The 17147-nt window shown below is 70.2% G+C and carries 12 protein-coding genes; 7 read left to right on the top strand and 5 right to left on the bottom strand.

All coding sequences use genetic code 11. The features are described from left to right. The first annotated feature begins 424 nt into the window (after positions 1-424). The 6 genes from ABZX85_RS11920 (at position 425) to rbsD (ending at position 6865) form a co-directional block, all read left to right on the top strand. The gene (locus ABZX85_RS11920) at positions 425-895 is read left to right on the top strand and encodes a GNAT family N-acetyltransferase (RefSeq protein ID WP_355865415.1); all 471 of its coding nucleotides are present in this window, start codon (positions 425-427) and stop codon (positions 893-895) included. A gap of 122 nt (positions 896-1017) precedes the next feature. After that, positions 1018-2034 carry a LacI family DNA-binding transcriptional regulator gene (locus tag ABZX85_RS11915; RefSeq protein ID WP_355865412.1) on the top strand — a complete coding sequence of 339 codons (1017 nt, stop codon included), beginning with the start codon at positions 1018-1020 and terminating at the stop codon, positions 2032-2034. After that, entirely contained in the window at positions 2031-3551 is a 1521-nt protein-coding gene (locus tag ABZX85_RS11910; RefSeq protein WP_355865409.1) for a sugar ABC transporter ATP-binding protein, read from the top strand. Before ABZX85_RS11915 ends, ABZX85_RS11910 begins: the two co-directional genes overlap by 4 nt. Further along, positions 3541-5487: a substrate-binding domain-containing protein gene (locus ABZX85_RS11905; RefSeq protein WP_355865406.1), complete on the top strand. Its 1947-nt coding sequence runs from the start codon at positions 3541-3543 to the stop codon at positions 5485-5487. The genes ABZX85_RS11910 and ABZX85_RS11905 overlap by 11 nt, the downstream gene beginning before the upstream one ends. Before the next feature lie 83 nt (positions 5488-5570). Then, positions 5571-6479, top strand: coding sequence for a ribokinase (locus tag ABZX85_RS11900; protein ID WP_355865404.1), 909 nt, complete (start codon positions 5571-5573; stop codon positions 6477-6479). Then, positions 6476-6865 (top strand): D-ribose pyranase, encoded by a 390-nt coding sequence (gene rbsD / locus ABZX85_RS11895; RefSeq protein WP_355865401.1) that lies wholly within the window; start codon positions 6476-6478, stop codon positions 6863-6865. Before ABZX85_RS11900 ends, rbsD begins: the two co-directional genes overlap by 4 nt. Before the next feature lie 170 nt (positions 6866-7035). On the opposite strand, the gene ABZX85_RS11890 is transcribed toward rbsD, so the two are convergent. The 3 genes from ABZX85_RS11890 to ABZX85_RS11880 form a co-directional block, all read right to left on the bottom strand. After that, positions 7036-7860 carry an MOSC N-terminal beta barrel domain-containing protein gene (locus ABZX85_RS11890; protein WP_355865398.1) on the bottom strand — a complete coding sequence of 275 codons (825 nt, stop codon included), beginning with the start codon at positions 7858-7860 and terminating at the stop codon, positions 7036-7038. A gap of 186 nt (positions 7861-8046) precedes the next feature. Further along, entirely contained in the window at positions 8047-9336 is a 1290-nt protein-coding gene (locus ABZX85_RS11885; protein ID WP_355865395.1) for a citrate synthase, read from the bottom strand. Between the two features lie 280 nt (positions 9337-9616). Then, a complete protein-coding gene (locus ABZX85_RS11880) occupies positions 9617-11866 on the bottom strand; it encodes an ATP-dependent RecD-like DNA helicase (protein WP_355865392.1) in 2250 nt (749 codons plus the stop codon). 559 nt (positions 11867-12425) lie between these two features. Here ABZX85_RS11880 and ABZX85_RS11875 point away from each other — a divergent pair. Further along, positions 12426-13655, top strand: a complete 1230-nt coding sequence (locus ABZX85_RS11875; RefSeq protein WP_355865389.1) for a mannosyltransferase family protein — start codon at positions 12426-12428, stop codon at positions 13653-13655. A gap of 866 nt (positions 13656-14521) precedes the next feature. Here the strand turns inward: ABZX85_RS11875 and ABZX85_RS11870 are convergent. Together ABZX85_RS11870 and ABZX85_RS11865 are read right to left on the bottom strand one after the other, a co-directional pair. Beyond that, the gene (locus ABZX85_RS11870; protein WP_355865386.1) at positions 14522-16765 is read right to left on the bottom strand and encodes a heavy metal translocating P-type ATPase; all 2244 of its coding nucleotides are present in this window, start codon (positions 16763-16765) and stop codon (positions 14522-14524) included. An 86-nt stretch (positions 16766-16851) separates the two neighbouring features. Beyond that, positions 16852-17082: a heavy-metal-associated domain-containing protein gene (locus ABZX85_RS11865; RefSeq protein ID WP_355865383.1), complete on the bottom strand. Its 231-nt coding sequence runs from the start codon at positions 17080-17082 to the stop codon at positions 16852-16854. Positions 17083-17147: the final 65 nt, after the last annotated feature.

Genomic DNA, 17147 nt, shown 5'->3' with positions numbered 1-17147 from the left:
CGCCACCCTCCGCCGCGCCGCCGCCAAGAACCACGACTACAGCGCCGCCACCGACGCCAACGTCCTCCTCCGCCGCCACCACACCGAGGCCCACCCCCAGTGATCCGACCCCACCCCCACCAGATCACCGAAGTCCCCCCGACCTACGTGACACCCCCACCCCGCATCCCCCCGACTCAACCCCCACCGCCCCCCACTCCCCGCCTCCTCAACACTCTCCTCACGACCCTGAGCCTCGCCAGCCTCTTCGCGATGTCCGCCGCGACCCTGACGAGATTCCTCCACACCTGATCCGCCCCCCCCGAGAACCACCTCAACACCCCTGAACGTCCCGCCCGTTCGCTGTCCCCCGCAGCGGACGGACGGGACTCCACGGGCAAGCACCGACCTCCACCGCCCCGCACCCCCGAGCTAGCGTCGCCCCATGACCCGTCTGGAGCGTCTCCGAGCAGACCACGCCCCCGCCCTCCTCGCCTTCGAACTCGACAACCGCGCCTACTTCGCCCGCACCATCCCCGACCGGGGCGACGACTACTTCCGGGAGTTCGACGAGCGGCTCACCGGGCTGCTGGCCGAGCAGGAGGAAGGGGTGTGTCACTTCCACGTCGTGATGAGCGGCGAGGAGGTGGTGGGCAGGGTCAACCTCGTGGACGTCGAGGACGGGCTCGCAGAGCTGGGATACCGCGTGGGGGAGCGCTGGACCGGGCGAGGCGTCGCGACGCGGAGTGTCGGAGAGGTGTGCCGGCTGGCGCGGGACGCGTACGCGCTCCGGGCCCTCTTCGCGGGGACGGCCGTCGAGAACCGAGCCTCACGGACCGTTCTGGAGCGGAACGGATTCGTGGCCGGCGGGGCCACCGCGCGCGGCGGGGTCCGGTACGACCTCGCGCTCATCTGAGCAGGGGTTCATCACGATCGGGTTTCGGCCAGTGGCGTAACACTTGCTTCTCGGGCATGTAATCGATTCCAATCGTGTTTGACACGTCGATGTAATCGATTCCACGAGGAGGTGGGGCGGTCATGGCGAGCATCAAGGATGTTGCCGCCGAGGCGGGTGTGTCCGTTGCGACCGTGTCGCGGGTGCTCAACCGGCACCCCTCCGTCAGTACGGACGCCCGGACCCGGGTCGAGGCGGCCGTCGAGGCGCTGGGGTACCGGCCCAACGCGGTCGCGAGGTCGCTGCGGACGGACGAGACGCGCACCCTCGGCCTCGTGATCAGCGACGTGCTGAATCCGTACTTCACCGAGCTGGCCAGGTCCGTCGAGGAAGAGGCGCGGGCGCTGGGGTACAGCGTGATCATCGGGAACGCCGATGAGCGTCCGGAACTCCAGGACCACCACGTACGGACGCTCCTGGACCGCCGTATCGACGGGCTGCTCGTGTCGCCGACCGACGGCGGGTCGCCGCTGATGCTGGACGCGGCCCGGGGCGGGACGCCGATGGTGTTCGTGGACCGCTGGATTCCCGGCGTCGACGTGCCCGTGGTGCGGTCGGACGGGCGGGCGGCCGTACGGGATCTCGTCACGCACCTGCACCGGCTGGGCCATCGGAGGCTCGCGATCATCGCCGGCCCGGCGGCCACCACGACCGGTCAGGAGCGCGTCGAGGCGTTCCGGGAGGCGCTCGCGGAGTGCGGGCTCGACCTGCCGGACCAGTACATAGGCCAGGGCGACTTCCAGGCGGAGAGCGGACGGCGGGTGACCGAGGGGTTCCTCGACCTCCCCGAACCCCCGCAGGTCGTGTTCGCCGCCGACAACCTGATGGCACTGGGCGCCCTGGACGCCGTACGCGCGCGCGGGCTGCGCGTGCCGGACGACATCGCGCTCGCCGCGTTCGACGACATCCGCTGGTTCGTGCACACGGACCCGCCGATCACCGCGATCTCGCAGCCCACGGACGAGCTGGGGCGGGCCGCCGTACGCGCTCTCGTGGACCGCATCGAGGGGCGGGCGCCGGAGTCGGTGACCCTTCCCGCCCGTCTCGTCGTTCGCCGCTCGTGCGGCGAGAACCCCGTAACGAACAGGAGCCAGTCGTGAGCAACGCGGACGAGTTGCTGCGCATCGAGGGCATACGGAAGACCTTCCCCGGGGTGGTCGCGCTGGACCGCGTCGACTTCGACCTGAAGCGGGGCGAGGTCCATGTGCTGCTCGGTGAGAACGGCGCGGGAAAGAGCACGCTCATCAAGATGCTCTCCGGCGCCTACACCCCCGACGAGGGGCGGATTCTGGCCGGCGGCGAGGAGGTGCGCATCCATGGCGCGCAGGACTCCGAACGGCTCGGGATCGCCACCATCTACCAGGAGTTCAACCTCGTCCCCGATCTGACGGTCGCCGAGAACATCTTCCTGGGCCGCCAGCCGCGCAGGTACGGGATGATCGACCGCAAGCAGATGGAGGCGGACGCCGAGGTGCTGCTCGCACGCGTCGGCGTCAGTGTCTCGCCCCGCGCGCGGGTGCGTGAACTGGGCATCGCCCGGCTCCAGATGGTCGAGATCGCGAAGGCGCTGAGCCTGAACGCGCGGGTCCTGATCATGGACGAGCCGACGGCCGTGCTGACCTCCGAGGAGGTCGAGAAGCTCTTCGTCATCGTGCGGAAGCTGCGCGAGGACGGCGTCGGGATCGTCTTCATCACGCACCACCTGGAGGAGATCGCCGCCCTCGGGGACCGGGTCACGGTCATCCGGGACGGCAAGTCGGTCGGCCAGGTCCCCGCCTCCACGCCGGAGGAGGAGCTCGTCCGGCTGATGGTCGGCCGGTCCATCGAGCAGCAGTACCCACGCGAGCGGGCCGAGACGGGCGCGGCTCTGCTGTCCGTCGAGGGGCTCACCCGGGACGGCGTCTTCCACGACGTCAGCTTCGAGGTGCGGGCCGGTGAGGTCGTCGGGATCGCGGGTCTCGTGGGCGCGGGTCGTACCGAAGTAGTACGGGCTGTGTTCGGGGCCGACCCGTACGACCACGGTACGGTCCGGGTCTCCGGGGCTTCCCTGCGGCGTCACGACGTCGTCGCCGCCATGGCCGCCGGTATCGGACTGGTACCTGAGGACCGCAAGGGTCAGGGGCTCGTCCTCGATCAGTCGGTCGAGGAGAACCTCGGACTGGTCACTCTCAGGTCTGCCACCAAAGGGGGGATCGTCGACCTCAAGAGCCAGCACGACGACGCCGCCCGGATCGCCGAGCAGCTCGGGGTGCGGATGGCGGGGCTCGGCCAGCAGGTGCGGACGCTGTCCGGCGGCAACCAGCAGAAGGTCGTCATCGGCAAGTGGCTCCTGGCCGACACGAAGGTGCTGATCCTCGACGAGCCGACGCGCGGGATCGACGTCGGCGCCAAGGTCGAGATCTACCAGCTGATCAACGAACTGACGGCCGCCGGGGCCGCCGTCCTCATGATCTCCAGCGATCTGCCCGAGGTGCTCGGGATGAGTGACCGGGTGCTGGTGATGGCGCAGGGCCGGATCGCGGGCGAGCTGTCCGCCGACGAGGCCACACAGGACTCGGTCATGTCGCTGGCCGTGAGCAACCCCACTACCGAACTGGAGGCCCCCCGTGGCCGCTGAAACGCTCAAGGGCGGTACGGGCGCCGGTGGCGCCGCGGCGGTGCGCCGCCTGCTGCTCGACAACGGCGCGCTGACCGCGCTGATCGTCCTCGTCATCGCCATGTCGGCGCTGTCGGGCGACTTCCTCACCACCGACAACCTGCTGAACGTCGGTGTCCAGGCGGCCGTGACCGCCATCCTCGCCTTCGGTGTCACCTTCGTGATCGTCTCGGCGGGCATCGACCTGTCGGTCGGCTCGGTGGCCGCGCTCTCGGCGACCGTCCTGGCATGGACCGCCACCTCGCACGGCGTGCCGGTGGTGCTCGCGGTGCTGCTGGCCCTCGCGACCGGTATAGCCGCGGGTCTGATCAACGGCTTCCTGATCTCGTACGGCAAGCTGCCGCCGTTCATCGCGACGCTCGCGATGCTGTCGGTGGCGCGCGGGCTCGCGCTGGTCATCTCGGACGGGTCGCCGATCGCGTTCCCGGACTCCGTCTCCCACCTCGGCGACACGCTCGGCGGGTGGCTGCCGGTGCCGGTGCTCGTGATGGTGGCCATGGGCCTCATCGCCGCGTTCGTCCTCGGCCGTACGTACATCGGCCGTTCGATGTACGCCATCGGTGGTAACGAGGAAGCGGCACGCCTGTCGGGCCTGCGGGTGAACCGGCAGAAGCTCGCGATCTACGCGATGTCCGGTGTCTTCGCCGCCATCGCCGGTGTCGTCCTCGCCTCCCGGCTCTCCTCCGCGCAGCCGCAGGCCGCCAGCGGGTACGAGCTGGACGCCATCGCCGCCGTCGTCATCGGCGGCGCCTCCCTCGCGGGGGGTACGGGTAAGGCGTCGGGGACGCTGATCGGCGCGCTGATCCTCGCGGTGCTGCGCAACGGGCTGAACCTGCTCAACGTCTCGGCGTTCTGGCAGCAGGTCGTCATCGGTGTCGTCATCGCGCTGGCGGTGCTGCTCGACACGGTGCGGCGCAAGGCCGGTGCGGCGCCGACCGCGATCGGGGCGCCCGGCGGGGGCAAGGGGAAGCAGGTCGCGACGTACGGGATCGCGGCGGTCGTGACGGTGGCGATCGTGGGCGCGACGTCGTTCCTGCACAACGACTCGACGTCCGGCAACCAGAAGATCGGCCTCTCGCTCTCCACGCTCAACAACCCGTTCTTCGTGCAGATCCGGTCCGGTGCGCAGGCCGAGGCGAAGAAGCTGGGTGTCGACCTGACCGTCACCGACGCGCAGAACGACGCCTCCCAGCAGGCCAACCAGCTCCAGAACTTCACCAGTTCGAACCTCGGCGCGATCATCGTCAACCCGGTGGACTCGGACGCCGCGAGCAACTCCGTGAAGGCCGCGGACAAGGCGAAGATCCCGGTCATCGCCGTCGACCGCGGGGTCAACAAGGCCGACGTGGACGCGCTGGTCGCCTCCGACAACGTCGCCGGCGGCGAGCAGGCCGCCAAGACCCTCGCCGAGAAGCTCGGCGGCAGCGGGAAGATCGTCATCCTCCAGGGCCAGGCGGGTACGTCCGCCGCGCGCGAGCGGGCCGAGGGCTTCGCCAACGGGCTCAAGGCGTACCCCGGTATCCAGGTCGTCGCGCAGCAGCCCGCCGACTTCGACCGGACCAAGGGGCTCGACGTCATGTCGAACCTGCTCCAGGCGCACCCGGACGTGCAGGGGGTCATCGCCGCGAACGACGAGATGGCGCTCGGCGCGGCCAAGGCGCTCGGGTCCAAGGCCGGGAAGTCGGTCCAGGTCGTCGGGTTCGACGGAACTCCCGACGGACTCAAGGCGGTTGAGCAGGGGACGCTGTACGCGTCGGTCGCCCAGCAGCCGTCGCAGCTCGGGAAGATCGCCGTGGACAACGCGCTCAAGGCGATCAAGGGCGAGAAGGTCGAGGAGACCATCAAGGTGCCGGTGAAGGTGGTCACGAAGGAGAACGTGGCCGGGTTCAGCGGCTGAGACAGCTCAGGGGCGGGTGGCGGGAGACACGTGAACTCCCGCCACCCGCACCGCCGTTCGCAGGGATGACTGGGAGTCAATTCATGTACGACTACGACCTGCTGGTCGTCGGGTCGGCCAACGCCGACCTCGTGATCGGTGTCGAGCGCAGGCCCGGCGCCGGAGAGACGGTGCTCGGGTCCGACCTCGCCGTCCATCCCGGTGGCAAGGGGGCCAACCAGGCTGTCGCCGCCGCCCGGTTGGGCGCGCGTACGGCGCTGCTCGCGCGGGTCGGGGACGACGCGAACGGGCGGCTGCTGCTGGAGTCGCAGCAGGGCGCCGGGGTCGACACGGTGGGCGTGCTGGTGGGCGGGGCGCCGACCGGCGTCGCGCTGATCACCGTCGACCCGTCGGGCGACAACAGCATCGTGGTGTCGCCCGGCGCGAACGGGCGGCTCACGCCGGAGGACGTCCGGGCCGCCGGGTCGCTGTTCCACGCGTCGCGGGTCGTCTCCGCGCAGTTGGAGATCCCGCTGGAGTCGGTCGTGGAGGTCGTCCGCCAACTGCCGTCCGGCACACGGTTCGTGCTGAACCCCTCTCCTCCGCAGGCGTTGCCCGCCGAGGTGTTGGCGGCGTGCGATCCGCTGATCGTCAACGAGCACGAGGCTCGGGTGATCCTGGGGGGCGGTTCCCTCGGCGACGATCCCACCGAGTGGGTGCGGGAGTTGCTCGCGAGTGGTCCCAAGTCGGTTGTGGTGACGCTGGGTTCGGAGGGGGCGCTGGTGGCCTCCGCCTCGTCGGGAGAGGTCGTGCGGGTGCCGTCCGTGAAGGTCGACGCCGTCGACACGACCGGGGCCGGGGACTCCTTCACGGCAGCGCTGGCCTGGAAGTTGGGGGCGGGGTCGTCCCTCGCGGAGGCCGCTGCCTACGCGGCTCGCGTCGGTGCGGTCGCTGTCACACGTCGAGGTGCGCAGGAGTCGTTCCCCACCGCCGAGGAGGTCGACGCGCTGTGAAGAAGGGCGGGATTCTGAATCGCCATCTCGCCGGGGCCATCGCCGAGTTGGGGCACGGGGACGGGGTGCTCGTGTGCGACGCGGGGATGCCGATCCCGGACGGGCCCCGGGTGGTGGACCTCGCGTTCCGGGCGGGGGTGCCGTCGTTCGAGGACGTACTCGCCGGGCTGCTCGACGAGTTGGTGGTCGAGGGGGCGGTCGCGGCGGAGGAGGTGAAGGTCGCGAACCCCGCTGCGGACGGGTTGCTGGCCGGGTCGTTCGCCGAGCTGTCGTACGTGTCGCACGAGAAGCTGAAGGAACTGTCCGCCGGGGCGCGGCTGGTGGTGCGGACGGGGGAGGCCCGGCCGTACGCGAACGTGCTGCTGCGGTGCGGGGTGTTCTTCTAGCCACCTGTGCCGGAGATGCTTCGAGGGGCCCCGTCCGTCGACCGGGCCCCTCGGCGTTTCCCCCTCCGTGCCGGAACCCTCGTGATCCCCCCAGATCCCCCTCCAAGGTTCCGACGCACAGTACGACCGGCGATGGTGGGAAAGGGTTGTACGGCTTCTTGAAGATTTTTTCAGAGCCGCACGGCGTCCCCTTCGCGCACCCGGCCACCCCTCACGACCTTCGCGTACACCCCGACACACGGCTCCGCCGCTCTCCCCGGCAGCGCGGGAACCCGGTTGTGCCGGGCCGGAACGCGCAACGCGTCCGGGTCGCGCGGAAGCCGCCCGTGCGCCAGGGTCGGTACGGCACACCGGGGCGTCGAGGCGACGATGTGCAGGACGACGTCGTCACCGATGGCCAACTCCCGCCCCACCCAGGCGTGTTCCGGAAACCCCTCGCCCTCCGTGCCGATCACCAGGTTGGCCCGGTAGCGCTCCGCCTCCACCGTGCCGCGCGGGCTCAGGGCGGCCAGGGCGCGCAGGGTCGAGGTGGTGACCAGGTGGACCGGGGCGAAGTCGAAGAAGGTGCCCGGCGGAGCGGCCGAGCCGAACTCGACCAGGTCATGGGCGACTTGAGCCGTGACACCGTGTTCCAGCACCTCTTCGGGGCGGTCCCTGTCGAGGCTCGCGGCCGGCGGGGGCGTGTCGACGAGGGTGACCTCACGCCCGAGGTGGGCGGAGAGCGCGTCGTGGACGCCGGGGTCGTCGACGGCCCAACTCCGGCCGTCCGGCGTACCGATGCTCACCCCGGAGTCGCCGGTGAGTGCCGTACACCGCAGCAACTCCCGCCACAGGCGCGGGGACTTGGCGCTCGCCACCTTCCCGCTCTCCGTGTCGAGCAGGGCGTAGCGGCGGTCGCCGGTGAGCCCTCGGTCGGTGAGGTCGGCGGCGGGGAGACGCTCGCCGAGCATCGACTTGACGGGGTGGCGGTGGAGTTGAGCGACGGAGGCGGGCATGGGGGTATCAGATCACGGGAGGGCACCGCGTCCACGCCCCGCTCTCGCCCACAACCCGCCCCGTCCACGCCCCGCTCCCGCCCCCGATCAGCCCCCCCACCCCCCACAGCCAAAGGGCCCTCCCATCACCAGACGGAAGGACCCTCGGCCCACATTCACCCGCACCCGGCGCAACCGCCGGAGGCGTCAGCGCTCCTCGACCGGGACGAAGTCCCGCTCCACGACGCCCGTGTAGATCTGCCGCGGACGCCCGATCCGCGAACCGGGCTCCTTGATCATCTCGTGCCACTGGGCGATCCACCCGGGAAGGCGCCCCAGCGCGAACAGCACCGTGAACATCTCCGTCGGGAACCCCATCGCCCGGTAGATCAGCCCGGTGTAGAAGTCGACGTTGGGGTAGAGGCTGCGCGAGACGAAGTAGTCGTCCGAGAGCGCGTGCTCCTCCAGCTTCAGCGCGATGTCGAGCAGCTCGTCGGACTTGCCGAGCGCCGAGAGGACATCGTGCGCCGCCGCCTTGATGATCTTCGCGCGCGGGTCGAAGTTCTTGTAGACCCGGTGCCCGAAGCCCATGAGCCGGACGCCGTCCTCCTTGTTCTTCACCTTGCGGATGAAGGAGTCGACGTCACCCCCGCTCGCCTGGATGCCTTCGAGCATCTCCAGCACGGACTGGTTGGCCCCGCCGTGCAGCGGACCCCACAGCGCGTTGATGCCGGCGGAGATGGAGGCGAACATGTTCGCCTGCGACGACCCGACCAGCCGGACCGTCGAGGTCGAACAGTTCTGCTCGTGGTCGGCGTGCAGGATGAGCAGCTTGTCCAGCGCCGCGACGACGACCGGGTCGAGGTCGTAGTCCTGCGCGGGGACGGAGAACGTCATCCGCAGGAAGTTCTCGACGTACCCGAGGTCGTTGCGCGGGTAGACGAACGGATGCCCGACGGACTTCTTGTACGCGTACGCGGCGATCGTCGGAAGCTTCGCGAGCAGCCGGATCGTCGAGAGGTTGCGCTGCTTCTCGTCGAAGGGATTGTGGCTGTCCTGGTAGAACGTCGACAGCGCGGAGACGACCGACGACAGCATCGCCATCGGGTGGGCGTCGCGCGGGAACCCCTTGTAGAAGTTCTTGACGTCCTCGTGCAGCAGGGTGTGCTGCGTGATGTCGCTCTTGAACACGGCGAGCTCGTCGACGGTCGGCAGCTCCCCGTTGATCAGCAGGTAGGCCACCTCCAGGAACGTGGAGCGCTCGGCCAACTGCTCGATCGGGTAGCCCCGGTAGCGAAGAATGCCCGCTTCGCCGTCGAGGTAGGTGATCGCGGATTTATAGGCGGCGGTGTTGCCGTAGCCGCTGTCGAGCGTTACGAGACCGGTCTGGGCGCGGAGCTTCCCGATGTCGAAGCCCTTGTCACCGACGGTGCTGTCGATCACCGGGTAGGTGTACTCGCCGTCGCCGTACCGCAGTACTACTGAGTTGTCGCTCACGTCTTCCCTCACCGACGTTGTGCCTCATCTTCGAGGTTGCCCTGACTGTCTCTACCATCCCCCATTTGGCGCAGGAGAGTGCACTCGGGGTCGGCCATCGGGCGTGTCGGCGGCACTCAGTGCCGCCAACTTGCTCATCCTGCCGCCTTTGTTCCGCTTCCGGAAGTGCTCTGTGACCTTCGTGACTCATTTGATCGATCATTTTTTCCCACGACTTCACAGGGCAGGAGAACAAGGAGCTCTGCCCGGTGCCGGGACCGGCCCCCGGCCGGCCGGGGGATCACCCTTGGGCCAGTCTGAAGTCCAGCGCCGTGCACCGCCTCCCCGCGGAGACCGTCCGCACGGCCTGCCCGATCGCCTTGCGCGACCCCACGAGCACCACCAGGCGCTTCGCGCGGGTGACGGCCGTATACAGCAGGTTCCGCTGGAGCATCATCCATGCTCCCGTCGTGACGGGGATCACCACGGCGGGATATTCACTGCCCTGGGAGCGGTGGATGGTGACGGCGTAGGCGTGCGCCAGCTCGTCCAGCTCGTCGAAGTCGTACGGCACCTCCTCGTCCTCGTCCGTCAGCACGGTGAGGCACTGTTCCACCGGGTCGAGTGAGGTGATGACGCCGACCGTGCCGTTGAAGACGCCGTTCGCCCCCTTGTCGTAGTTGTTGCGGATCTGCGTGACCTTGTCGCCGACCCGGAACACCCGCCCGCCGAACCGCCGCTCGGGCACGTCGGGCCGCCCGGGCGTGATGACCTGCTGGAGCAGCCCGTTGAGGTTCCCGGCCCCGGCCGGCCCCCGGTGCATCGGCGCCAGGACCTGTACGTCGCGCCGCGGATCGAGCCCGAACCTGGCCGGGAGGCGCCGCGCGGCCACGTCCACCGCGAGCTTCCCCGCCTCCTCCGTGTCGTCCTCGACGAACAGGAAGAAGTCCTGCATCCCGTCGGTCACCGGATGCTGCCCGGCGTTGATCCGGTGCGCGTTCGTCACCACCCCAGACTGCTGGGCCTGCCGGAACACGCGCGTCAGCCGCACCGCCGGCACCGGCCCGCCCTCGGCGAGCAGATCCCGCAGCACCTCACCGGCACCCACGCTCGGCAACTGGTCGACGTCCCCCACGAACAGCAGATGCGCGCCCGGCGGGACCGCCTTCACCAGCTTGTTCGCGAGCAGCAGGTCCAGCATCGACGCCTCGTCGACGACGACCAGGTCCGCGTCCAGCGGCCGGTCCCGGTCGTAGGCCGCGTCCCCGCCGGGCTTCAGCTCCAGCAGCCGGTGGACCGTGGACGCCTCGGCGCCGGTCAGCTCCGCGAGCCGCTTCGCCGCGCGCCCGGTCGGCGCGGCCAGCAGCACCTTGGCCCGCTTCGCGCGCGCCAGCTCCACGATCGACCGCACGGTGAACGACTTCCCGCACCCCGGCCCGCCCGTCAGCACCGCGACCTTCTCGCTCAGCGCGAGCCGTACGGCCGCCTCCTGCTCGGGCGCGAGCTCCACCCCCGTACGCCCCTTGAGCCAGCCGAGCGCCTTCTCCCAGACGACGTCCCGGAACCCCGGCATCCGGTCCTCGCCGGTGCGCAGCAGCCGCAGCAGCTGCCCGGAGAGCGACAGCTCCGCGCGGTGGAACGGGACCAGATAGACGGCCGTCACCGGCTCGCCGTCGGGCCCGGGGACCTTCTCGCGGACGACGCCGGGGTCCTCGCCGTCCTCGGGGGGTGCCGCCAGTTCCGCCAGGCACTCGATGACGAGCCCGGTGTCGACCTGGAGGAGCTTCACCGCGTCCGCGATGAGGCGCTCCTCCGGGAGGTAGCAGTGGCCCTGGTCGGCCGACTGGGAGAGCGCGTACTGGAGGCCCGCCTTCACGCGCTCCGGGCTGTCGTGCGGGATGCCGACGGACTGGGCGATCTTGTCGGCGGTGAGGAAGCCGATGCCCCAGACGTCGGCCGCGAGGCGGTAGGGCTGGTTCTTGACGACGGAGATCGAGGCGTCGCCGTACTTCTTGTAGATCCGCACCGCGATGGACGTCGACACCTCGACGGTCTGGAGGAAGAGCATGACCTCCTTGATCGCCTTCTGCTCCTCCCAGGCGTCGGCGATCTTGCGCGTGCGCTTGGGGCCGAGGCCGGGGACCTCGATCAGGCGCTTCGGCTCCTCCTCGATGATCCGCAGGGTGTCGACGCCGAAGTGCTGGGTGATGCGGTCGGCGAAGACCGGGCCGATGCCCTTGACCAGGCCGGAGCCGAGATAGCGCCGGATGCCCTGGACGGTCGCGGGCAGGACCGTCGTGTAGTTCTCCACGGTGAACTGCTTGCCGTACTGCGGGTGCGAGCCCCAGCGGCCCTCCATCCGCAGCGACTCCCCGACCTGCGCCCCGAGGAGCGCCCCGACGACCGTGAGAAGATCACCGGCGCCTCTTCCGGTGTCTACGCGGGCGATCGTGTAGCCGTTCTCCTCGTTCGCGTACGTGATGCGCTCCAGCACGCCTTCGAGGGTCGTCGACCGCCGTTCACCCGAGGGGTTCCCCGCCTGACTGGACATGATCCGAAGGTACCGCCCGGGTCTGACAACGAGGTGTGAACGGCCGATTCCGGGCCGTCCGGAAAAGCGACCGGTCAGTATCGGAACGACGCTCACTTTTCACCATGAATTCACAAACGAGATCGAAGCTTTACACTTCAAGCAACCCGGCGGACTATTTCCCCGAACTGCCGCGTGAGAGGATCGAACTGGTAATCGCGAGGGCGCGGGCGATTTCCCCGTCGCCGCGCGATATCCGGCTCCTGGAGACCCCCCACCGATCCACGCCCGGAGACGCCGACATGCCGTCGCACCCGTACAGAGCCACTCTCCTCGGCTCATGCGCCGCCGCCTCGCTGTTACTCGGCGCGCTCGCGCTGGTGTTCCCGACAGGTCACCCCACCGTGACCCATCGCAATTCCCCGCCGAATGCGAGCCCTCTCGGAGTTCCCCCCGAACACCGCCTTCCACCCCCGGATACCCGCCCGTATCCGAGCCCGGGCCCGGGCTGACCGAGCCTCAATTCCCTGCCAGGCACCGCAGTACCGCATTCCCCAAGAAAGAATTGCGAACTTCCCCTATGCCGCCCACCCCCCTGCCCCTGCCGGCCCGTGGCCCCCTGCCGCCCGAGGTGCGCGCCCCCGCCCCGCCGCCGCGCCTGGACCCCTGGAACGCCCGCCCGCGCCCGACCCGCCTGTACCGGGCGGCCCGCGCGGCCCGCTTCCCGCTCGCCGTGTACGGCGTCGCGCTGGTCCTGCACCTCGTCCTGCTCGTCCTGCTGAACCCGCCGGGCGACCAGAGCGTGCACGACCGGCTGATCTCCTGGGACGGGCAGTGGTTCCTGGACATCGCCCGCAACGGCTACCCCCACGACTTCGCGATCACCCAGAACGGCCTCCAGGGCGGCACCCTGGCCTTCTTCCCGGCCTACCCCTTCCTGGTCCGCACGGTCCACACGCTGACCTTCCTGGACTACGACACCGCCGGGCTCGTCACCGCGCACCTCGCGCTCATAGCCGCGCTGATATGCCTGCACCGCCTCCTGCTGGACCTCTACGACCGCCGCACCGCGCACATCGCGACGTTCCTCGTCGCCTGCGCCCAGCCCATGGCGCTCGTCTTCCTGATGTCCTACAGCGAGTCGCTGTTCCTCGCGTTCGCGGCCGGCGCGCTCCTCGCGATCCACCGCAAGGCGTGGCTGACGGCCGGCACCCTGATCCTCCTCGCGGGCCTCACCCGGCCCGTCGCGGTGGCCCTGATGGCCGCCCTGGGCGTCGCGGTCGCCCTCCACCTCCGCCGGGAGGGCCGCATCGTCTGGCGCCCCGTGGCCGCCCTCCTGGTCTCCTACTGCGGCGTCCCCGGTTACGTCCTGTGGGTCGCGCTGCGCACCGGCGAGCCCGACGCCTGGTTCAAGATCCAGGAGGCCGGCTGGGGCACCCGCTGGGACAACGGCGCCGCCTTCTTCGGCTTCCTCGGCGACACCTTCACCAAGGCCGACGGCTGGGTCCCGGTCAGCACGGCCCTGCTGCTGCTCGCCCTCGTCGCCGCCACCGCAGCCGCCTGGCGCGACCGGGTCTGGCCCCCGCTGGCCGTCTACGGAACGGTCGTCCTTCTCCTGACCCTCGGCCAGAGCAACTTCTACCACTCCAAGCTGCGCCTGCTGATCCCCGCCCTGATCTTCGTGATCCCCGCCGCACGCGCACTCGCGCGCGTACGCGCGAGCACCGCGATCGTCACCCTGGCGGTCGCCGCGCTGTTCGGCTCCTGGTACGGGGCGTACATGGTGACGGTGTGGCATTTCGCGATCTAGGCCGTGTCTTTCGGATCGGCCCTGGGCGCGGGGTGTGGCACGCACATCTGCGGCGTTGTCGTCAGTCGCCGACGCGCCGCGTCGACTCCCTCCTCCGCCTTGCAGCTGCACGCACCACACCCCGCTCACCGGCGTCACCAAGGCACCGCTTCTTGAGGCGGACCGATCCGAAAGACACGGCCTAGGCCGGGGAATACGGCCGCGCGGTGAAATGGAAAAGCTTTTCCGCGCGCGGGGGTGTCGGTGAATATCGCCTTCACGCGCGCGGGGGCGTCGAAAACGTCCCCGGACAGCAGAAGGCGCCCTGGCGCCGGTCCCCCCACGGGCCGACGTCCAGGGCGCCTTCCCATGTCCCGGTGCGGATTCCCCCCACGGGATCCGGCCGGGCGTTTCGGAGGACAGCGCCTGAATCGCTGTGCTGTGTACTGCGTATGCGGTTGTGCGTGAGCGGAACGAGCAAAAGTCGTCGCACCGTCAGGGTTTGCGATCTGCCGGGACGCGCACGCTGGGAGGGCCGCTCAAAGCTTCCCGTTGTACGTGTCCCGGCAACGCATCTCTGAGGAGGTCCCCCAAGACATCCTCAGATGCCAGTCGGCGCCCCCCAAGACGCTTCCTGACACCGTCAACTTAGACCTTCGAACCCCTTCGATGGTTACGTTCACATCACTGTGATCTGTGTCTCTCGCGCATGTCCCGTTTGGTGCGCAAGTGACCGGATACGGCGACCGGGGCTCTTGCGTGGTGAAGATGCGCGAGCCTTGTGAAGAGCTTATGTGAGGTGCTGCCCGGACTCCAGGGGGATTGTCATATCCAGTGGTCTCAAATTGAACCAACTCCCTGTAACCCTAGGTAACTTTCGCCGATCTTCAGCGGAACGTACGCAACCGGAGGCTGTTCGTGACCACGAACACCGAGGAGAAGGCCATCGCCGCCCCCGCGATCATCGGATTGAGCAGCCCGGCGGCGGCCAGCGGCAGCGCGGCGACGTTGTAGCCGAACGCCCACACGAGGTTCCCCTTGATGATCGAGAGGGTCCTCCGGGAGAGCCGGATGGCGTCGGCCGCGACCCGCAGGTCCCCGCGGACGAGCGTGAGGTCGCCCGCCTCGATCGCCGCGTCCGTCCCGGTCCCCATCGCGAGCCCGAGGTCGGCCCGCGCGAGCGCGGCGGCGTCGTTGACCCCGTCCCCGACCATCGCGACGACCCGGCCCTCGGCCTGCAACCGCTCCACGGCCGCCACCTTGTCCTCCGGCAGCACCTCCGCGATCACCTCGTCGATCCCGACCTCGGCCGCGACGGACTCCGCGACGGTCCGGTTGTCCCCGGTGAGCAGCACCGGCGTGAGCCCGAGCGCGCGCAGCTCCCGCACGGCCTGCGCGCTGCCCTCCTTCACCGCGTCCGCGACGGTGAGCACCCCGCGCGCGTGCCCGTCCCAGCCGACGACGACGGCGGTACGCCCCGCCCGCTCGGCCGCCTCCTTCACCCGGGCCAGCTCCCGCGGCACCTCCCCGGCGCCCTCGAAGAGCCGCCCCACGGCGACCTCCAGGCCGTCCACACGGCCGCGTACGCCCCTCCCGGGCACGTTCTCGAACCCGGACACCTCGGGCAGCTCCCCGACCCGTTCAGTGGCGCCTGCGGCGATCGCCCGCGCGACGGGGTGCTCGGACGCGTGCTCCAGCGCTCCCGCGAGCCGCAGCACCTCCTCCTCGCCGGTCCCCTCGGCCGCGTACACCTCCTGGAGCGTCATCCGGCCCGTCGTCACCGTCCCCGTCTTGTCGAGGACGACGGTGTCGACCCGCCGCGTGGACTCCAGCACCTCGGGCCCCTTGATGAGAATCCCGAGCTGGGCCCCCCGCCCGGTCCCCACCAGCAGCGCGGTCGGCGTCGCGAGCCCCAGCGCGCACGGGCAGGCGATGATCAGGACGGCGACGGCGGCGGTGAACGCGGCCACCGTGTCACCGGTCGCCCCCAGCCAGCCCCCGAACGTCGCGGCGGCGATCAGCAGCACGGCCGGCACGAACACCCCGGAGATCCGGTCGGCCAGCCGCTGCACCCGCGCCTTCCCGCTCTGCGCGTTCTCCACGAGCCGCGCCATCCGGGCGAGCTGCGTGTCGGCGCCCACGCGCGTGGCCTCGACGACGAGCCGCCCCCCGGCGTTGACGGTCGCCCCGGTGACGGTGTCCCCGGGCCCGACGTCGACCGGTACGGACTCCCCGGTGAGCATCGAGGCGTCCACGGCGGACGCGCCCTCGACGACCACCCCGTCCGTCGCGACCTTCTCCCCGGGCCGTACGACGAACCGGTCGCCGGCCTTCAGCTCGCCGACCGGGACCCGAGTCTCGCGCCCGTCCCGCAGGACGGCGACGTCCTTGGCGCCCAGCTCCATCAGTGCCCGCATCGCGGCCCCGGAGCGCCGCTTCGCGCGCGCCTCCAGATAGCGGCCGAGCAGCAGGAGCGCGATGACCCCGGCGGCCACTTCGAGGTACAGCGCGGACGACGCGCCCTCGCGCGAGACGGTGAACTCGAAGCCGTGCCGCATCCCGGGCATCCCGGCGTCGCCGAAGAACAGCGCCCACAGGGACCAGCCGAACGCGGCGGACGTCCCGACCGAGACCAGCGTGTCCATCGTGGTGGAGCCGTGCCGCAGGTTCGTCCAGGCGGCCTTGTGGAAGGGCAGGCCGCCCCAGACGACGACCGGGGCGGCGAGCGTCAGCGTCAGCCACTGCCAGTTGTCGAACTGGAACGAGGGGACCATCGACAGGAGGACCACCGGTATCGCGAGGGCGAGGGACACCAGCAGGCGGTGGCGCAGGCCGTCGAGTTCCGGATCGGCCTCCCCGGGGGCGTCGTCGTCCGAGACGGGCTCCACACGCGCGGGTTCCTCGGCGGTGTACCCGGTCTTGACGACCGTCTCGATCAGATCGGTGACAGCTACCCCTGGGGGGTAACTGACCCGGGCTTTCTCGGTCGCGTAGTTGACGGTCGCCTCGACGCCGTCCATCCGGTTGAGCTTCTTCTCGATGCGGACGGCGCAGGTGGCGCAGGTCATGCCGCCGATGATCAGCTCGACCTCGGCTGTCTCCGGGGCCGTCGGTGCGTGCGTGCTGGACATCTCCGTACTCCAGGAAGCGCGACGGGCCGTACCTGACCGGTCGGTCGTACGGCCCGTCGGGGGATGGGTGAACGGGGGGCGGGGTCTCAGACCCGGCCGACCAGCTCGAAGCCGGCCTCGTCGACGGCGGCGCGGACGGCCTCCTCGTCGAGCGCGGCGGCCGAGACGACCGTGACCTCGCCGGTGGAGGCGACGGCCTTGACCGAGCTGACGCCGTCGAGCTGGGAGATCTCGCCGGAGACGGAGCCCTCGCAGTGGCCGCAGCTCATGCCGCTGACCTTGTAGACGGCGGTGACGGTGTCGGTGGAGGCGGTCATGTCGTTACTCCTCGGGAAGGCGTGGGGGAGCAGGGGCCGACTGGGGCCCACGGTGCTCCTTCTGT

It is taken from the genome of Streptomyces sp. NPDC004539 (genome assembly GCF_040610055.1).
Classification (GTDB): Bacteria; Actinomycetota; Actinomycetes; order Streptomycetales; family Streptomycetaceae; genus Streptomyces.
This window is presented reverse-complemented; position numbering and strand designations above follow the sequence as displayed.